The following is an 18,263-nucleotide window of genomic DNA, read 5'->3' on the forward strand; positions in this document are numbered from 1 at the left end:
TGCAGCCGAGCCCTAGACTCTCTGCGATGAGCAGCATTCCGACTTCCGAGGATGTCCTGGAATCCGACGAGGCCGTGTACGACCTGCCCACGGTGGCACGACTGTTGGGCATGCCCGTGACCAAGGTTCACCAGCAACTGCGGGAGGGACATTTGGTCGCGGTGCGGCGCGGGGGAACCATCGTGGTGCCGAAAGTCTTCTTCGACGACAGTGGGCATGTGGTCAAGAGCCTGTCCGGCCTGCTGGTGGTGCTGCGCGACGGTGGGTACACCGAAACCGAGATCGTGCGGTGGCTTTTCACCCCCGACGCGTCGCTGACGATCCGCCGCGACGGCTCGACCGAAGGGCAGGCTAACGCCCGCCCGGTCGATGCGTTGCACTCGCATCAGGCTCGTGAGGTGGTTCGTCGCGCGCAGGCGATGGCGTACTGACCGCTTCGGCGGTCCCCTCCGGAGCCTTGTACAGCCAGTACCACGCGGCTGCGGCACACGAGAGCGAGAGCAGCACGTGCCCCCACGAGTACATGCCGTGGGCTCCGTCGGGCCGCCAGATCACGGTGATCCACGTCGAGAAGCCGGCGATCAGCGCCATCGACCGGCGGGAGGTCGCCAGTGCGGCGACGACCGCCAGCGGCCAGGTGTAGTACCACGGCAGGGCCGCCGGTACGAACAGCACCACCACGGCCATCACCAGTGCGATGCCCATCAACGCTTCCCGGTCGGTGTGGCGAAGGCGCCACCACAGCACCGGCGCCGAGATCGCGATGATCGCCAGACCGACGATGCGCGTCACGTCGATCACGGCGTAGAAGTTCACCGGGAAGACCAGGCCGCCCACGGCGTTGATCAGGTTCGCCAGCGCGGTGGGCACCGTCAGCCAGTTGATGATCTTGACGTTTCCGGCGGCCAGCGCGTTCAACCAGCCCAGTCCGACACCGGCCGCCAGTGACAGCACCGAGAAAACCGCGACGAAGATCACCAGCGATGCCGCGGTGGCCGCGGCGAACGCCTTCACCGGTGCCAAGCCGCGGCGGTCACGCAGTCTGCGTGCCCACACCCAGACCATGAACGGAAGCGCCAGTCCCGCGGTGGCTTTCACCGCCACAGCGACCGCGATCAACGTGATACCCCAGACGTTGCGGCCCGAAAGGCACAGCGCGATGCCCGCCATCATCAGCCCGACCATCAGCATCTCGTTGTGGACGCCACCCATCAGATGGACGATCACCAGCGGGTTGAGCACGCCGATCCACAGTGCGGCCACGCCGCTGGCCCCGACGTGGCGGGCCACCCGCGGCACCGCCCAGATCAGCAGCGCCAGCCCGGGCAGCATGCAGAGGCGCAGCAGCATGGTGCCGGCGACGACGTCGTTGCCGACCAGGATCGTGACGAACTTGGCGACCAGGATGAACGCGGGACCGTAGGGGGCGGTCGTCGTGGTCCAGATCGGGCTGACGTCGTCGAGCAACGAGTTCGGATTCTCGACCGGGCCCACCACGTAGGGGTCGAATCCGTCGCGCAGCAACGCCCCCTGTGCCAGGTAGGAATAGGTGTCGCGGCTGAACACCGGAACACTCAGCAACAAGGGCGCCAACCAGAATCCTGTGGTGGCGATCATCGTGTACTCGGTGGCGGTGCGGTCGACGACCCGACGGCCCAGCCACAGCCACGCCATCAGCATGAGCGCCACACCGCCCCACAGCAGCAGCGAGGACACCACCAGCCCGTGCCCGAACCGCAACCAGGACAGGTGCATCGATTCGAGCACCGGGTCGTGTAGCCGGGTGCTGCCCGCGCCGAGGCCACCTGCGGTGATCAGCGTGGCGCCGAGCGCACCGACGAGCGCGGGCCGGGCCTGCGGGGACAGGGTGAATTCTCTGAGGCGTCGCAGATGATCCGACAGGTCGGTTCTCGGAGCCTGAGGCGGGGCGGGGGTCGTCATGCTCCTAGGCGGACCGGTTCGCGGCCATCCTGGCGAGCTCGGCCAGCCCGGCCTTGGCCTGTACGTCGATGGGCGCGGAGTTGAGGATGTCCAGCGCGCGCCGGGTCAGGGTGTCGATCCGGCTCTCGACGGCCGCCAGCGCCCCGACCGACTCGATCACCAGGCACACCTCCTTGACCTGGGCGTCGGTCAGGTCGGTGCCGATGGACGTGCGCAGTAGTTTGGCCGCGATCTGATCGTGCTTCTCGGCGAGCTCGACGGCCTCGGCGAGCAGCACCGTGCGCTTGCCGGAGCGCAGGTCGTCGCCGGACGGCTTGCCGGTGACGGCCGGGTCGCCGAACACTCCGAGGACGTCGTCGCGCAGCTGGAACGCCACCCCGAGGCTGGTTCCCAGTTCGTGGAACGCCGAGAGCACTTCGGGGCAGTCGGCAGCGGCCGCGGCGCCCAGCTGCAGCGGACGGGAGATCGTGTAGGACGCGGTCTTGTAGATGTTGACGGTCAGTGCCGACGCCACGGTCTCTGCGCCGGTGGCCTCGTTGACGATGTCCAGGTACTGCCCGCCGAGAACCTCGGTCCGGATCGCCGCCCACACCCGCTGAACCCGCCGGTGTGCTTCGACGCCGATCTCGGCGCTCGCGACGATGTCGTCGGCCCACACCAGCGCGACGTCGCCGAGCAGAATCGCCGCCGACAGGCCGAACTGTTCCGACGAGCCGAGCCAGTTGTTGCTGCGGTGCCGTTCGGCGAAGATCCGGTGCACGGTCGGCAGGCCGCGCCGGGTGGCCGAGGCGTCGATGACGTCGTCGTGAACGAGTGCGCACGCGTGCAGAAGCTCGAGTGCGGAGAACAACCGCAGCGCCTCCGGTCCGGGTTCTGTGCCGGCGACGGCGCGCCAGCCCCAGTACGCGAACGCGGGGCGAAGTCGTTTCCCGCCGCGCAGCACGAACTCTTCGACGGCCTCGGTCAACACCGCATAGCCCGCGCCGATGTATGCCGCATCTCGGCGGCGAGCACGCAGGTAGTCGCGAAGCTGTTCGGTGACGGCCGCTGCCAGCTCGACGGCTGACGGTGCCGATGCATCCACGCTCAGCGCGCGCCCCTTTCTCGTCTTCGCACACGCCCCCGGGTGCTCAGCGTAGAGCCTGCCGCCCAGAAGGGGGCGGTAAGCCCTACCGCGTCGGTTCCTGTGTTTCGCCGGGGCGCGGGGATCGGTCCCGGTTGGAGTAGGCCAGCCAGCCGATTATGCCCGCGACCACGAGCGACGCCATCCCGAGCCAGATCGCGGCTCCGGTGAACGACCGCGCGCTGGGGTCGGTGTAGCGGGCCTGGGCGTTCATCGTGCTGACCACGCCGGGCCGCAGCTTCCACTCGACGACCGAGGACGAGATCTGCTCACCGTTGGTGGAGGTCACCTCGCCGGGGAAGGCGACCGACAGTGACACGTCGGCTTCCGGATCGCTGAGCGAGGTCAGGTCGGCCCGCCCTTCGAGGATCACCAGGTCGCCGGCGCGGCGCAGCGAGATGTCCACCCCGGCGGCGTCCCGGTTCATGCTGGCCAGCTGGGGCAGTTCGGCGAAGGTGAGATCGGAGAACACCGCTTGCGATCCGACGTAGTCGTCGCGGCTGTAGTCGGATACGGCCACCTTCTGCGCGAACGGCAGGTTGTTGAGCAGCTGGGGGCCCTTGTCGTTGTCGTCGCGCGGAATGGCCGCCGCGACGATCTGCCCCGACACCCGGTCGTCGGGCGACACGGTGATCGAGGCCCGTATCCGGACACAGCCGATGAGTGAGGGCGCCACGACCAACAGCAACAACACCAGCGCGAAGAGGCGTCTGCGGGCGCGGTGACGGTTCAGCACCTGGTCATCGTGCCAGATCGGTTGCAGATCTCCTCTTCAGATCACAGAGGTAGCGGGCGGCCCAGGATGGCGAACGCCCGGGGATCACCGGCGAAGTGATAGCCGCGGATCACGTCGGTGAAGCCGAGCCGGCGGTAGAGCCGCCAGGCGCGGTTGCCCTCGCCGTTGATCTCGGGGGTGGACAGCAGGACGTACTGTTCGGAGCGGCCGTCCAGGAGGCGCCGGATCAGCGCCTCGCCGAGGCCGCGGCCCTGCGCCTGGGGGTGGATGTGCAGCTCGGTGAGCTCGAAATAGCTGGTCATCAGCTCGGTGATGCGCGCCCCGTCGACGCCGCTGCGTTTCAGTCCGGACACGACCTGCTGCTGCCACCACTGATCGGGGGACCCGCAGTAGCCGTACGCGATGCCGAGCAGCGGCGCGGACGAGGGGAGTGCCTGCGGGTCGGGGACGTCGGGTACGTCGATCGCGGCGACGGCCTTCCAGCCGCGCCTGCGGATGTGTTCGAGCCACATCGACGCGCGCTGATCCTCGGTGCCGCGGGGGTAGTGCATGGCGTCGACATACACCGCCAACGCTTCCCTGAGGCGCTGTTGCATATCGCCCGGCGACAGATCGATCAGACGTGCCGCCAAGTGTCTACCCCTCCCCGAAGGTGTCGTGTGGCCGACACCCATTATCGGGCCCAGCGCCACCCGGGCATCGGACGGGCGAGGGCATCAGCTGTCGAAGGCGGTGTACGTCATAGAATCGGGCATCGAACTAGGTGGTACGGCTCAGATTGAGCTCGTATCATTACTGTTAAGTGCCCGTACATACGCGGGCACCCGTGATCTTGAACGACTGCGACGCCCCCACGGCAAGAGGGAGGGACGAATGCCACTCTCCGATCATGAGCAGCGCATGCTCGACCAGATCGAGAGCGCGCTCTATGCCGAGGACCCCAAGTTCGCGTCCAGCGTCCGTGGTGGAACCCTGCGCGCCCCCTCGACACGGCGCCGACTGCAGGGTGCAGCGCTCTTCGTGCTCGGGTTGGCGATGCTCGTGTCCGGTGTGGCGTTCAAGGCGACCTGGATCGGCAGCCTGCCGGTTCTGTCGGTGATCGGCTTCATCGTGATGTTCGGCGGCGTCGTCTTCGCGATCACCGGTCCGCGGGTGGCCAAGGTGGACCGTGCGACCGGTGCCGGTGGGCCCGCTGCACGTCAGAAGCGTGCCAAGGGCGGCGGTGGTTCATTCACCAGTCGGATGGAGGACCGGTTCCGCCGGCGCTTCGACGACTAGTCCGAAGACCTGACGAGGGGCAGCCCATAGGGCTGCCCCTCGTTTTTTTGCCCCACAACGCCCCACCCCGGCCCCGCCGCCCAGAACAAGGCATTGAGCTGGGGTTTTTCCATGTCGATATGCGGGCTGCGGGCGGTCCGGGGATCTGACTGCCCGGAAGATGGCCCTGAAAGCGCGCCGGTGGGGCAAAACTCGGCCCGACATTTGGAGCAAAGTGGGGGATTGTGGGGTAAAGTGGCGGACAACGGAGCGACCGGGGTTCCGTTGAGGGCAAGGCTTGAGTGAGGTCTGCGAGGTGGCGAGATGTTCTTCGGCACCTACACGCCAAAGCTCGACGACAAAGGGCGACTGACGTTGCCCGCCAAGTTCCGCGACGCGCTGGCAGGAGGGTTGATGGTCACCAAGAGCCAAGATCACAGCCTGGCTGTCCATCCGCGGGCCGAATTCGAGGAGATGATCGCCGAGATCTCCGCCAAGGCCAAGCGCGGTAACCCCCAGGCCCGCGCTTACCTGCGCAACCTGGCCGCAAGTACCGACGAGCAGTACCCGGATGCACAAGGCCGCATCACCCTCTCGGCCGAGCACCGCCGCTACGCGAACCTGACCAAGGAATGCGTGGTGACGGGATCGATCGGGTTCCTGGAGATCTGGGACGCCCAGGCGTGGCAGGACTACCAGGAGCTTCACGAAGAGAACTTCTCCGCGGCCAGCGATGAAGCACTCGGCGACATTCTCTGATCTGGCCACCGGCCCGCAGGCCCGTGCAGTGCGGCCTCTGCCCGAACCGGCCCTGACGTACTTCCCCGACGTCAGGTCCGCACCCTCGGACAGGGACCTCACTGCAGGGGCCGCCCCGACCTCCCCGAGTGCAGCGATGGTGGATGACGAGCCTCATATCCCGGTCCTTCTCGACCGATGTGTCGAGCTGCTCGCCCCCGCGCTGACCAGGACGTCCACCGACGGTTCCGGCGCGACGCTGGTCGACGCCACACTGGGGGCCGGCGGACACTCCGAGCGATTCCTGACCCAGTTCCCGGCGCTGCGGCTGATCGGTCTGGACCGCGACCCCGACGCACTGCAGATCGCGGGCGACCGGCTGGCCCGGTTCGGCGACCGGGTCACTCTGGTGCGCACCCGTTACGACGGAATCGCCGCCGCAGTCGCCGAAAGTAACTGTGCTGCAACGGGAGTGGACGCTATCCTGTTCGACCTCGGGGTATCCTCGATGCAGCTCGACCGGGTTGAGCGGGGGTTCGCGTACTCCGTCGATGCGCCGCTGGACATGCGGATGGACTCCGGGTCCGACCTGACGGCGGCCCAGGTCCTCAACACCTATGACGAGAAGGCGCTGGCCCGCGTGCTGCGCGTGTACGGCGAGGAGAAGTTCGCGGGCCGCATCGCCGCCCAGATCGTGAGGCGCCGCGCCAACACGCCGTTCTCGACCACCGGCGAACTGGTCGAGCTGCTCTACCAGGCGATTCCGGCGCCGGCACGCCGCACCGGAGGTCACCCCGCTAAGCGCACCTTCCAGGCGCTCCGTATCGAGGTGAACGCCGAGTTGGAGTCGCTGCGGCTCGCGATTCCGGCCGCACTCGAGGTGTTGCGACCGCACGGACGGATCGCGGTGATGGCCTACCAGTCGCTGGAGGACCGGATCGTCAAGACCGAGTTCGCCGCCGCCACCGCGTCCCGCACGCCGCCCGGTCTGCCGGTGGAACTCCCCGGACACGGGCCGAGGTTCGTGGCGCTGACACGAGGTGCCGAACGCGCCGATGCCGAGGAGATCGAACGCAATCCGAGAAGCGCCCCGGTCCGGTTGCGCGCACTGGAGAAAGTTGGGGGACAGTAGCGATGAAGGCACAGAAGCCGATGCGCAAGACCGCGACGGGGGAACCGGGCCGGGCCCGCACCTCGGCGAAGAAGTCGCCCCGCGCGGCCAAGCGCCGGCCGGTGCGCGAGACCAAGCGCACCCCGGTCGACGCGCCGCCACGCGGTCGTCAGCAGACACGGGACGCGCGCCCGCAGCGCTCGGCGCCGCGCACCACCCCGATCGCGCGGCCCAAGGACGTGCCGGCGCGGCCCAAGAGCACAAGCCAGGCCAAGGCCCGTGCCAAGGCGCGCAAGGCCAAGGCGCCCAAGGTTGTTCGCCCACCACTCCGCCAGCGGATCCTGGTCCGGTTGGCGTCGATCGAGCTCGATCCACGTCGCCTGATCGCAAGGGTGCCGTTCGTGGTGCTGGTCATCGGAGCACTCGGGCTGGGGTTGGGTGTGACCCTGTGGCTGTCCACCGACGCCGCCGAACGTTCCTACCAGCTCGGTGCGGCTCGCCAGCTCAATCAGGCTCTGCTGCAGCAGAAGGAGGGGCTGGAACGTGACGTGCTCGAGGCCCAGGCCGCGCCGGCACTCGCCGAGGCCGCCCGCAACCTGGGCATGATCCCGTCGCGGGACACCGCGCACCTGGTGCAGGACCCGTCCGGGAACTGGGTCGTCGTCGGAACACCCAAGCCGGCCGAAGGGGTTCCGCCGCCGCCGCTGAACGCGCCGCTGCCCGAACCGGCCCCGCCCGCGCCGCCCGCCCCCCGCGTCGTCGAACCCCTCGAGGTGCCGGTCCGGCTCCCGTCGGTCACCGCCCCGCAGGCGATCCCCGGCACGGCGCCCGCGCTGCCCCTGGCCGTTCCCGGAGCCGTCCCGAACGTTGCTGTCCCGAATGTAGAGGTGCCGCACGCGGTTTCGGGTCAGCTGCCGGCGCCCGGGCCTGTGCCTGTGCCCGGGTCCGTGCCTGTGCCTGTGCCTGTGCCTGGCCCCGCGCCTGTGCCCGCCGCGCCGCTGGATGCCGGGACGTCGCAGCTGCCGCCGGCGCCCGCACCCGGGGCGCCGGCGTGAGCCGCGACAAGCGACGGGCCCGCGCAGCCGCGCCGGCCACCCCCGGCAAGGCGCTTGCCAAAGCGCCGAACCAGGAACGCTCCGCCAGGGCCCGACGCACCCGGCAGGCCGCGCCCCAGAACGGGCTGCGCAGTGCGTCGTTCGTCTTCCGTCACCGCGCAGGCAACGCGGTGATCTTTCTGTTGCTGGTGGTGGCCGCGGCGCAGTTGTTCACGCTGCAGGTGCCGCGTGCCGAAGGGCTGCGCGCCGAGGCCGCAGGCCAGCTCAAGGTCACCGACATCGACCCGGCGCTGCGTGGTGCGATCGTCGACCGCAACGGCGACAAGCTGGCCTTCACGATCGAGGCCAGGGCGCTGACGTTCCAGCCGGTCAAGGTGCGCAAGCAGTTGGAGGAGGCCTTCGCGAAGAACAGCGAGGTCGAGTCTTCGGAGTCTTTGGCGGCACCCGACCCCGATGCCCGGCTGCGCGAGATCGCTGCCGAAATCTCCTCGCGGCTGGACAACAAACCGGACACCGCGACGGTGTTGAAGAAGCTGCGCAGCAACGAGACGTTCGTCTACCTCGCCCGCGCCGTCGACCCCGCGATCGCCGAGGCGATCACCACGAAATTCCCCGAGGTCGGCGCCGAGCGCCAGGACCTGCGCCAGTACCCCGGCGGCGTGCTGGCCGCCAACATCGTCGGGGGTATCGACTGGGACGGTCACGGTCTTCTGGGGCTTGAGGATTCGATGGACTCCGTGCTGGCCGGCACCGACGGCTCGGTTACCTACGACCGGGGTTCCGACGGGGTCGTGATCCCGGGCAGCTACCGCAACCGCCACGACGCGGTCAACGGCTCGACGGTCACGCTGACGATCGACGACGACATCCAGTTCTACGTGCAGCAGCAGGTCCAGATGGCCAAGGACGCCTCCGGCGCCAAGAACGCCTCCGCTGTGGTGCTCGACGCCAAAACCGGTGAGGTGCTGGCGATGTCGAACGACAACACCTTCAACCCGGCGCAGGACCTCAGCCGCCAGGAGAATCGGCAACTGGGCAACCTGCCGGTGTCCTCGCCCTTCGAGCCGGGCTCGGTGAACAAGATGATCACCGCTGCAGCGGTGATCGAGAACAACCTGACCACCCCTGACGAGGTGCTGCAGGTCCCGGGCTCGATCAACATGGGCGGGGTCACCGTCCGCGACGCCTGGAACCACGGCGTGATGCCGTACACCACCACCGGAGTGTTCGGGAAGTCGTCCAACGTGGGCACGCTGATGCTCGCGCAGCGTCTCGGCCCGGAGCGCTACGCCGAGATGCTGAAGATGTTCGGCCTGGGCCAGCGCACCGGCGTAGGACTGCCCGGCGAGAGTTCCGGGCTGGTGCCGCCGATCGACCAGTGGTCGGGCAGCACCTTCTCCAATCTTCCTATCGGGCAAGGTCTTTCGATGACGTTGCTGCAGATGACCGGGATCTACCAGACCATCGCCAACGACGGCGTGCGGGTCCCGCCACGCATCATCAAGGACGTCCTCGCACCCGACGGCACCCGAACCGAGGAGCCGCGGCCGGAAGGTGTCCGCGTGGTCTCGGCTCAGACCGCACGAACCGTACGCAATATGTTCCGGTCGGTGGTGCAGCGAGATCCACGCGGAATCCAGCAGGGCACCGGCCCGCAGGCCGCCGTCGAGGGCTACCAGATCGCAGGCAAGACCGGCACCGCCCAGCAGATCAACCCGGGCTGCGGCTGCTACTACGACGACGTCTACTGGATCACCTTCGCGGGCATGGCCCCGGCGGACGAACCGCGCTACGTGATCGGAGTGATGCTGGACGCGCCGCATCGCGCCGCCGACGGGTCACCGGGGTCCTCGGCCGCACCGCTGTTCCACAATATCGCGTCGTGGCTGCTGCGACGGGAGAACGTTCCGCTGTCCCCGGATCCGGGTGCACCGCTCACCCTTCAGGCGGGCTGACATCGGGCATCTGCCGCCACGAATGCGAAAGCAGCCCGGCGAGATCGGTAATGTGTCATCGCCATGAACCTGCGCCCAAGCCATCCCGTCGGAGCTGCCCTCGGCGTGCTGGCCGATCTGGTCGCTGCGGTCGCCGCCGGCGGCGGTGGGGCGCCTGACGTACAGGTCACCGGCGTGACGCTGCGCGGCCAGGACGCGCAGCCCGGCGACCTGTTCGCCGCGCTGCCCGGTTCCCGCGCCCACGGCGGCCGGTATGCCGCCGAAGCGGTGGGCCGGGGAGCGGTCGCCGTGCTCACCGACGCGGCCGGCGAGGCCGAGATCGCCTCCCGCGGTGCCCCCGACGTGCCGGTCCTCGTTCACCCCGACCCGAGGGCGGTACTCGGCGAGCTCGCCTCGGCGGTGTACGGCAGGCCCTCGCAGCATCTGCGGGTCATCGGTGTGACCGGGACATCGGGCAAGACCACCACCACCTACCTGGTCGAGGCGGGCCTGCGGGCGGCGGGCCGGGTCGCCGGCCTGATCGGCACTGTCGGTGTGCGGATCGACGGCCGGCAGCAGCCCGGCGGGCTGACGACGCCGGAGGCCCCGGAACTGCAGGCCCTGCTGGCCACAATGCTCGAGCAGGGCGTGGACACCGTGGTGATGGAGGTGTCCAGCCACGCGCTGACTCTCGGCCGGGTGGACGGGGTGTCTTTCGCGGTCGGCGGGTTCACCAACCTGTCGCGCGACCATCTGGACTTCCATCCGACGATGGAGGATTACTTCGATGCCAAGGCGCGGCTCTTCGATCCGGCCTGCGCGACACACGCCGCGCGGTCGGTGATCTGCGTCGACGACGAATGGGGCCGGGCCATGGCCGCCCGCGCCCGGCGGCCCGTCACCGTGAGCACCACCGGTCCCGCCGATTGGCGGGCCGAGCACGTCCGGTCCGCCGGCGGCGGCGCGCAGGACTTCGTCGCGGTCGATCCGGCGGGGGTCCATCACGGCCTGGAGATCGGGCTGCCCGGCGGCTACAACGTGGCCAACTGCCTGCTGGCCATCGCGCTTCTCGACGCGGTCGGGGTGTCGCCGGAGCAGGCCGCGCCCGGGGTGCGGGATGCGACGGTGCCCGGCCGGCTTGAGTCGGTGGACCGCGGCCAGCCGTTCCTGGCGCTGGTCGACTATGCGCACAAGCCGGGCGCGCTGCGTGCGGTGCTGCAGACGCTGCGCGAGCAGTGCACCGGCCGGCTTGCGGTGGTGTTCGGTGCCGGCGGCAACCGCGACCAGGGCAAACGTGAGCCGATGGGGCGGGTGGCCGCCGAGCTGGCCGATCTCGTGGTGGTCACGGACGACAATCCGCGCGACGAGGATCCCGCCGTCATCCGTGCCGCGATCCTGGCCGGCGCGGCCGGCGCGCGTGCCGAGGTCGTCGAGATCGGTGACCGGCGGGCCGCGATCGGCCACGCGGCGGGGTGGGCCCGGGCCGGCGACATCGTGCTGATCGCAGGCAAGGGGCACGAGGCCGGACAGACCAGCGGCGGGCAGACCCGGCCGTTCGACGACCGTGACGAGCTCGCCGCCGCGCTCGAGGCGCGAGGCGCCCGGGGGGCCGGCGGATGATCGCAATGTCGCTGGCCCGGATCGCCGAGATCGTCGGCGGCCGCCTGGCCGACGTGTCCGACGAGGATGCGGCCCGCACCGTGGTGACGGGCACCGTCGAGTTCGACTCACGGGCGGTGACGCCCGGTGGCCTCTTCCTGGCGTTGCCCGGTGCCCGCTCCGACGGCCACGACTTCGCGGCCACGGCGGTGGCGGCGGGTGCCGTCGGGGTGCTGGCGGCCCGCCCCGTCGGCGTGCCTGCGGTCGTCGTCGACCCGGTGCGGCCGGACCCCGCTGCGCCCGGCACGGCCGGTGTGCTCGAACACGACGTCGACGGCTCGGGCGCAGCGGTGCTCGCGGCGCTCGCGCGGCTGGCGTCCGCGGTCGCCGCCGAGCTCGTCGCCGGCGGGTTGACGATCATCGGCATCACCGGCTCGTCGGGCAAGACGTCGACCAAGGACCTGATCGCCGCGGTGCTCGCGCCCCTCGGGGAGGTGGTCGCACCGCCGGGCTCGTTCAACAACGAGCTGGGCCACCCGTGGACGGTGCTGCGGGCCACCCGGTCCACCGATTACCTGGTGCTGGAGATGTCGGCCCGCCACCCCGGCAACATCGCCGCGCTGGCCCGCATTGCTGTGCCGTCGATCGCGGTCGTCCTCAACGTGGGCACCGCCCACCTCGGGGAATTCGGCTCCCGTGAGGTCATCGCGGCTACGAAATCAGAACTGCCGCAAGCAGTTCCGGAATCCGGCGTGGTGATCCTGAACGCCGACGACCCCGCCGTCGCCGCGATGGCCGACAAGACCGCGGCCCGCGTCGTGCGGGTCGGGCGCGGGGCCGAGGCGCGCGACGTGCGCGCCGACGGGGTCAGCCTCGACGCGCTGGCCAGGCCCAGTTTCACGCTGCACACAGGCGCAGCCGACGTTCCGGTCACGCTGGCCGTGCACGGCGACCACCAGGTGTCCAACGCGCTGTGCGCGGCGGCCGTCGCACTCGAGTGCGGGGCCACCCCGGAGCAGGTCGCCGCAGCCCTGGCCACGGCGGGCCCGGTGTCGCGGCACCGCATGCAGGTCACCGCGCGCGAGGACGGCGTGACGGTCATCAACGACGCCTACAACGCCAACCCGGACTCGATGCGCGCGGGGTTGAAGGCACTGGCATGGATGAGTCGGGGTGGCGCGTCCAAAGGTCGCAGTTGGGCGGTGCTGGGGGAGATGGCCGAACTCGGCGACGACGCGATAACCGAACACGACCGCATCGGCCGACTGGCGGTGCGCTTAGATGTCTCTCGACTCATCGTCGTCGGATCCGGGAGGCCTATGAGCGCCATGCTGCACGGGGCGGTGATGGAAGGGTCGTTCGGCTCTGAGGCGATCCCGGTCGCCGACACCGACGCCGCACTGGAGATCCTGCGCGCCGAGCTGCGGCCCGGCGACGTGGTGCTGGTGAAGGCCTCCAACTCCGCGGGCCTGGGCGCGCTGGCCGACGCTCTGGTCTCCGACGTCGCCCGCGACGGTGTCTCCGACGTCGCCCGCGACGGTGACCGATGAGGCAGATACTCATCGCCGTCGCGATCGCGGTGGCGGTGTCGATACTCCTGACCCCGGTGCTGATCAGGCTGTTCACCCGGCAGGGATTCGGCCACGAGATCCGCGAGGACGGCCCGCCGAGCCACCACAAGAAGCGCGGCACCCCGTCGATGGGCGGCGTCGCGATCGTTGCAGGTATCTGGGCCAGCTACTTCGGCACCCACCTGGTCGGCGTGGTGATCGACGGCAAGGGCCCGTCGGCGTCGGGTCTGCTGGTGCTCGGGCTGGCCACGGCACTGGGCGCCGTCGGTTTCCTCGACGACCTGATCAAGATCCGCCGCGCCCGCAACCTCGGTCTGAACAAGACCGCCAAGACGGTCGGCATCCTGGTCGCCGCCGTGCTGTTCGGGGTGCTGGCCCTGCAGTTCCGCAACGTCGACGGGCTGACCCCGGGCAGCGCCGAGCTGTCTTATGTGCGTGAGATCGCCACGGTGACGCTGGCGCCTGCGGTGTTCGTGCTGTTCTGCGTCGTCGTCGTCAGTGCCTGGTCGAATGCGGTGAACTTCACCGACGGGCTCGACGGCCTGGCCGCCGGCGCGATGGCGATGGTCTGCGCCGCCTACGTGCTGATCACGTTCTGGCAGTTCCGCAATGCGTGCGCCACCAGCCCCGGGGTGGGCTGCTACAACGTGCGCGACCCACTGGACCTGGCGATCATCGCCGCGGCCACCGCCGGTGCCTGCATCGGATTCCTGTGGTGGAACGCCGCGCCGGCCAAGATCTTCATGGGCGACACCGGATCGCTGGCCCTCGGCGGGATCATCGCGGGTCTGTCGGTCACCAGCCGCACCGAAATGCTGGCCGTCGTGCTCGGCGCGCTGTTCGTCGCCGAGGTCACCTCGGTGGTGGTGCAGATCCTCGCGTTCCGCACCACCGGGCGCCGGGTGTTCCGGATGGCGCCGTTCCACCACCACTTCGAGTTGGTGGGCTGGGCCGAGACGACCGTGATCATCCGGTTCTGGCTGCTCACGGCAATCGCCTGCGGTCTGGGCGTCGCCCTGTTCTACAGCGAGTGGCTGACCACCGTCGGTGCCTGACATGCAGCCGATCTCACCCGGGGCGGCCGTGCTGGTCGTCGGCGCCGGGATCACCGGTCGCGCGGTGCTGGCGGCGCTCGCCCCGCTCGGTGCCCGCGCGACGCTGACCGACGACAGCCCGACCGCGCTGACGGCGTCCGCCCAGCAGCGTGTCGAGGTGCTCGACCCCGCAACCGCTGTCGACCGGATCGCCGACTTCGACCTCGTGGTCGTCAGCCCCGGTATCCCGCCCACTGCGCCGATCCCCGTCGCCGCGGCGGCCGCCGGGATTCCGGTATGGGGTGACGTGGAGTTGGCCTGGCACCTCGATCGGTCCGGCCGGTTCGGGCCGCCCCGACAGTGGCTGGTGGTGACGGGCACCAACGGTAAGACGACGACGACGTCGATGCTGTACGCGATGCTGCAAGCGGGCGGCCGGCGTGCGGTGCTGTGCGGCAACATCGGCGACCCGGTGCTGTCGCAGCTGGACCGGCCCGCCGACGTGCTGGCCGTCGAGCTGTCCAGCTTCCAGCTGCATTGGGCGCCGTCGCTGCGCCCCGAAGCCGGGGCGGTGCTCAACGTCGCCGAGGACCACCTGGACTGGCACGGCTCGATGGCGGCCTACGCCGGCGACAAGGCCAGGGCGTTGACCGGGCGGGTGGCCGTCGGTGGCCTGGACGACGCGATCGCCGCGGGGTTGCTGGCCGACGCACCGGCGCCGGTGAAGGTCGGTTTCCGGCTGGGCGATCCCGGGCCGGGCGAGTTCGGGGTGCGCGACGGCGTGCTGATCGACAACGCGTTCGGCCGCGACCTGGCGCTCGCCGACGCCGACACCATCCCGGTCGCGGGTCCCGTCGGTGTGCTCGATGCGCTGGCGGCGGCCGCGCTGGCCCGCGCGGTCGACGTGCCGGCCGCGGCGATCGCCGAGGCGCTGGCAACGTTCCACGTGGGCAGGCACCGCGCGGAGGTCGTCGCGGTCGCCGACGGCATCACCTACGTCGACGACTCCAAGGCCACCAACCCGCACGCCGCGCAGGCCTCGGTCTCCGCGTTTCCGCGGGTGGTCTGGGTGGCCGGGGGACTGCTCAAGGGTGCCTCGGTCGACGAGATGGTCGAGGCGACGAAGGACCGCCTGGTCGGCGTCGTGCTCATCGGTCGCGACCGCGCGATCGTCGGCAACGCGTTATCGCGACACGCACCGGATGTCCCCGTCGTAGAGCTTGTGACGGGGGAGGATTCTGTGGTGCTTGAGAAAGATGAGTCAGGTGTTACTCGTGTGACTCGAGTGATCCAGACGGGGGATCGGACGCTGGCCGACGCGGTGATGACCGCCGCCGTCGACGCCGCGCGGGGCCTGGCCACGTCCGGGGACACCGTGCTGCTGGCCCCGGCGGGCGCGTCATTCGACCAGTTCACCGGCTACGGCCACCGCGGCGACGCATTCGCTGCGGCGGTGCGCGCCGCCATCAGGTAGCAGGCGGAGGCTCGTGAGCAGCATCCTGAGCCGGCTGCGCAACCGTCGCGCGAATCCGGCTGCCGACCCCCAGGCGGTCACCGGCGGCAAAGCCGCATCCGATGGACTGCACCTGCCGCGCACCCGGGTCGGCGCCTGGCTGGGGCGGCCGATGACGTCGTTCCATCTCATCGTCGCCGTGACCGCGCTGCTCATCACCATGGGCCTGACCATGGTGCTGTCCGCGTCCGGCGTGTACTCCTACGATTTCGAGGGCTCGCCCTGGGCGGTGTTCGGCAAGCAGGTGCTGTGGACGGCGATCGGGCTGCTCGCGTTCTACGTCGCGCTGCGGATGCCGGTCGCGGTGATGCGCCGGTTCGCCTTCGCCGGTTTCGCCTTTTCCGTCGTGCTGCTGATCCTCGTGCTGATCCCGGGAATCGGCAAGGTGGCCAACGGTTCTCGCGGCTGGTTCGTGGTGGCCGGGTTCTCCATGCAGCCGTCGGAGCTGGCCAAGATCGCGTTCGCGATCTGGGGCGCTCACCTACTGGCGGCGCGGCGCATGGAACATGCGTCGCTGCGCGAGATGCTCGTGCCGCTGGTGCCCGCGGCCGTGATCGCGCTCGGGCTGATCGTCTCGCAGCCCGACCTCGGCCAGACGCTGTCGATGGGCGTGATCCTGCTCGGCCTGCTGTGGTACGCCGGACTGCCGCTGCGGGTGTTCCTGAGCTCGCTGGGTGCGGTGCTGATCTCCGGCGCGGTGCTCGCGATGTCGGCGGGCTACCGCTCCGCGCGCGTGCAGTCGTGGCTCGATCCCGCCGCCGATGCCCAGGGCTCCGGCTATCAGGCCCGCCAGGCCCGGTTCGCGCTCGCGAACGGCGGGGTCTTCGGCGACGGCCTCGGGCAGGGCACCGCGAAGTGGAACTATCTGCCCAACGCCCACAACGACTTCATCTTCGCGATCATCGGTGAAGAGCTCGGGTTCGTCGGCGCCGTCGGTCTGCTGTTGCTGTTCGGGTTGTTCGCCTACACCGGCATGCGCATCGCGCGCCGCTCCGCCGACCCGTTCCTGCGGCTGCTCACCGCCACCGCCACGCTGTGGATCCTGTCTCAGGTCTTCATCAACGTCGGCTACGTGGTGGGTCTGCTGCCCGTCACCGGCCTGCAGCTGCCGCTGATCTCCGCCGGCGGCACCTCGACGGCCACCACGCTGCTGATGATCGGCATCATGGCCAACGCCGCGCGGCACGAGCCGGAGGCTGTCGCGGCGCTACGTGCCGGCCGCGACGACCGGGTCAACCGGCTGCTTCGGCTCCCGTTGCCCGCACCGTACGTGCCGACCCGCACCGAGGCGCTGCGCGACCGGCTCCGCAAACGCCCGCGCACCCCCGCGCCGAAGGCCGCCGAACGCCCGCAGCGGCGGTCCGGGCGCGCTGCCGCCGGGCACCCGGTGCGGTCTGGCCGGTCCTCCGGCGGCTACGGTGATACCCGGCGAAACCAGGGCCGACGGGCCCGCACATTGGAAGGTCAGCGTTACGGGTGACGCGGATTTCGGTCCCGGCGGGGCAGGAGCGCAGCGACCGGGGGATCTCTGTCGTTCTTGCCGGCGGTGGCACGGCGGGCCACATCGAACCCGCGATGGCGGTTGCGGATGCGCTGACCGCGCTCGACCCGGACGTGCGGATCACCGCGCTCGGGACCGAGCGGGGGCTGGAGACCAGGTTGGTGCCGCAGCGGGGGTATCACCTCGAGTTGATCACTCCGGTGCCGTTGCCGCGCAAACTCTCCGCCGATCTGTTCCGGCTGCCGATGCGGGTCCTCCGCGCAGTGCGGCAGACTCGCAGGATTCTCGACGAGGTGTCCGCCGACGTCGTCGTCGGATTCGGTGGATACGTCGCGGTCCCCGCCTACCTGGCCGCGCGCAGCCTCCGTACACACCGGCGGGTGCCGGTGGTGGTGCACGAGGCCAACGCCAGCGCCGGCTGGGCCAACAAGGTCGGCGCCCGCTCGGCGCAGCGGGTGCTCTCGGCGGTGCCCGACCCCGGCCTGCCCCACGTCGAGGTGGTGGGAGTGCCGGTGCGGGAGGCGATCACGTCGCTGGACCGGATGGCGCTGCGCGCAGAGGCGCGCGCACATTTCGGCTTCGCCGACGACGCCAGGGTGCTGCTGGTGTTCGGCGGATCCCAGGGTGCGCAGTCCCTCAACCGGGCCGTCGCGGGCGCCGCGGAAAAGCTTGCCGAGCAAGGTATCTCGGTGTTGCATGCGCACGGGCCGAAGAACACCTTGGATCTGCCCGCCCCGCGGCCCGGCGACCCGCCGTATGTCGCGGTGCCCTATCTGGAGCGGATGGACCTGGCCTACGCCGCCGCCGACCTCGCGGTGTGCCGATCCGGTGCGATGACCGTCGCCGAGGTCAGCGCGGTCGGTCTGCCTGCGGTCTACGTCCCGCTGCCGATCGGCAACGGTGAACAGCGGCTCAACGCACTGCCCGTGGTCGAGGCCGGCGGCGGCATCCTGGTCGAGGATCGTTCGCTCACACCGGAATTCGTGGCCGAAACGGTGCCGGGCCTGCTCAACAACGCGGACACACTGGCCGCGATGACCGCCGCCGCGGCCCTGGCCGGGCATCCGGACGCGGCGCGTCGGGTCGCCGAGGTGGCCCTCGAGGTGGCGCGCCGCGCCCGTGACCTGAGGACGCGGCGGTGACCGTGCCC

16 protein-coding genes are annotated in these 18,263 nt (G+C 70.1%); 12 read left to right on the top strand and 4 right to left on the bottom strand.

Annotated elements, in window-relative coordinates; genetic code table 11:
• Nucleotides 1–26: 26 nt before the first annotated feature.
• Complete coding sequence (locus tag BN976_RS23410; RefSeq protein ID WP_036374522.1) at nucleotides 27–431, top strand: Rv2175c family DNA-binding protein; 405 nt, start codon at nucleotides 27–29, stop codon at nucleotides 429–431.
• Here the strand turns inward: BN976_RS23410 and BN976_RS23415 are convergent.
• From BN976_RS23415 to BN976_RS23430, 4 genes are all read right to left on the bottom strand, one after another.
• A complete protein-coding gene (locus BN976_RS23415; RefSeq protein WP_036374525.1) occupies nucleotides 352–1,941 on the bottom strand; it encodes an alpha-(1->6)-mannopyranosyltransferase A in 1,590 nt (529 codons plus the stop codon). The two genes, BN976_RS23410 and BN976_RS23415, sit on opposite strands and share 80 nt — an antisense overlap.
• Before the next feature lie 4 nt (nucleotides 1,942–1,945).
• Nucleotides 1,946–3,025 (bottom strand): bifunctional (2E,6E)-farnesyl/geranyl diphosphate synthase, encoded by a 1,080-nt coding sequence (idsA2, locus tag BN976_RS23420; protein ID WP_011780735.1) that lies wholly within the window; start codon nucleotides 3,023–3,025, stop codon nucleotides 1,946–1,948.
• A gap of 85 nt (nucleotides 3,026–3,110) precedes the next feature.
• The gene (locus BN976_RS23425; protein WP_011780734.1) at nucleotides 3,111–3,800 is read right to left on the bottom strand and encodes an LppM family (lipo)protein; all 690 of its coding nucleotides are present in this window, start codon (nucleotides 3,798–3,800) and stop codon (nucleotides 3,111–3,113) included.
• Between the two features lie 41 nt (nucleotides 3,801–3,841).
• A complete protein-coding gene (locus BN976_RS23430) occupies nucleotides 3,842–4,432 on the bottom strand; it encodes a GNAT family N-acetyltransferase (RefSeq protein WP_011780733.1) in 591 nt (196 codons plus the stop codon).
• A gap of 241 nt (nucleotides 4,433–4,673) precedes the next feature.
• On the opposite strand from BN976_RS23430, the gene BN976_RS23435 reads away from it, so the two are divergent.
• The 11 genes from BN976_RS23435 (at nucleotide 4,674) to murG (ending at nucleotide 18,255) form a co-directional block, all read left to right on the top strand.
• On the top strand, nucleotides 4,674–5,078 hold the full coding sequence (locus tag BN976_RS23435) for an SCO2097 family morphological protein (protein ID WP_036374528.1): 405 nt from the start codon (nucleotides 4,674–4,676) through the stop codon (nucleotides 5,076–5,078).
• A gap of 303 nt (nucleotides 5,079–5,381) precedes the next feature.
• Complete coding sequence (locus BN976_RS23440) at nucleotides 5,382–5,816, top strand: division/cell wall cluster transcriptional repressor MraZ (RefSeq protein ID WP_011780731.1); 435 nt, start codon at nucleotides 5,382–5,384, stop codon at nucleotides 5,814–5,816.
• The gene (rsmH, locus tag BN976_RS23445; RefSeq protein WP_084182371.1) at nucleotides 5,791–6,927 is read left to right on the top strand and encodes a 16S rRNA (cytosine(1402)-N(4))-methyltransferase RsmH; all 1,137 of its coding nucleotides are present in this window, start codon (nucleotides 5,791–5,793) and stop codon (nucleotides 6,925–6,927) included. The genes BN976_RS23440 and rsmH overlap by 26 nt, the downstream gene beginning before the upstream one ends.
• A 2-nt stretch (nucleotides 6,928–6,929) precedes the next feature.
• Nucleotides 6,930–7,961, top strand: coding sequence for a cell division protein FtsL (locus BN976_RS23450; protein WP_036374535.1), 1,032 nt, complete (start codon nucleotides 6,930–6,932; stop codon nucleotides 7,959–7,961).
• Between the two features lie 125 nt (nucleotides 7,962–8,086).
• The gene (locus tag BN976_RS23455) at nucleotides 8,087–9,916 is read left to right on the top strand and encodes a peptidoglycan D,D-transpeptidase FtsI family protein (RefSeq protein ID WP_234935607.1); all 1,830 of its coding nucleotides are present in this window, start codon (nucleotides 8,087–8,089) and stop codon (nucleotides 9,914–9,916) included.
• A 63-nt stretch (nucleotides 9,917–9,979) separates the two neighbouring features.
• Nucleotides 9,980–11,515 carry a UDP-N-acetylmuramoyl-L-alanyl-D-glutamate--2,6-diaminopimelate ligase gene (locus BN976_RS23460; protein WP_036374538.1) on the top strand — a complete coding sequence of 512 codons (1,536 nt, stop codon included), beginning with the start codon at nucleotides 9,980–9,982 and terminating at the stop codon, nucleotides 11,513–11,515.
• Complete coding sequence (locus tag BN976_RS23465; protein WP_036374541.1) at nucleotides 11,512–13,044, top strand: UDP-N-acetylmuramoyl-tripeptide--D-alanyl-D-alanine ligase; 1,533 nt, start codon at nucleotides 11,512–11,514, stop codon at nucleotides 13,042–13,044. Before BN976_RS23460 ends, BN976_RS23465 begins: the two co-directional genes overlap by 4 nt.
• Nucleotides 13,041–14,120: a phospho-N-acetylmuramoyl-pentapeptide-transferase gene (gene mraY, locus BN976_RS23470; RefSeq protein ID WP_011780725.1), complete on the top strand. Its 1,080-nt coding sequence runs from the start codon at nucleotides 13,041–13,043 to the stop codon at nucleotides 14,118–14,120. The genes BN976_RS23465 and mraY overlap by 4 nt, the downstream gene beginning before the upstream one ends.
• Nucleotide 14,121: 1 nt before the next feature.
• Nucleotides 14,122–15,573, top strand: a complete 1,452-nt coding sequence (gene murD, locus BN976_RS23475; RefSeq protein WP_011780724.1) for a UDP-N-acetylmuramoyl-L-alanine--D-glutamate ligase — start codon at nucleotides 14,122–14,124, stop codon at nucleotides 15,571–15,573.
• A gap of 13 nt (nucleotides 15,574–15,586) precedes the next feature.
• Nucleotides 15,587–17,092, top strand: a complete 1,506-nt coding sequence (gene ftsW / locus BN976_RS23480; RefSeq protein WP_011780723.1) for a putative lipid II flippase FtsW — start codon at nucleotides 15,587–15,589, stop codon at nucleotides 17,090–17,092.
• Complete coding sequence (murG, locus tag BN976_RS23485; RefSeq protein WP_036374544.1) at nucleotides 17,089–18,255, top strand: undecaprenyldiphospho-muramoylpentapeptide beta-N-acetylglucosaminyltransferase; 1,167 nt, start codon at nucleotides 17,089–17,091, stop codon at nucleotides 18,253–18,255. The genes ftsW and murG overlap by 4 nt, the downstream gene beginning before the upstream one ends.
• The last annotated feature ends 8 nt before the right edge of the window (nucleotides 18,256–18,263 follow it).

Source organism: Mycolicibacterium austroafricanum, assembly GCF_000612725.1.
Taxonomy (GTDB): domain Bacteria; phylum Actinomycetota; class Actinomycetes; order Mycobacteriales; family Mycobacteriaceae; genus Mycobacterium; species Mycobacterium austroafricanum.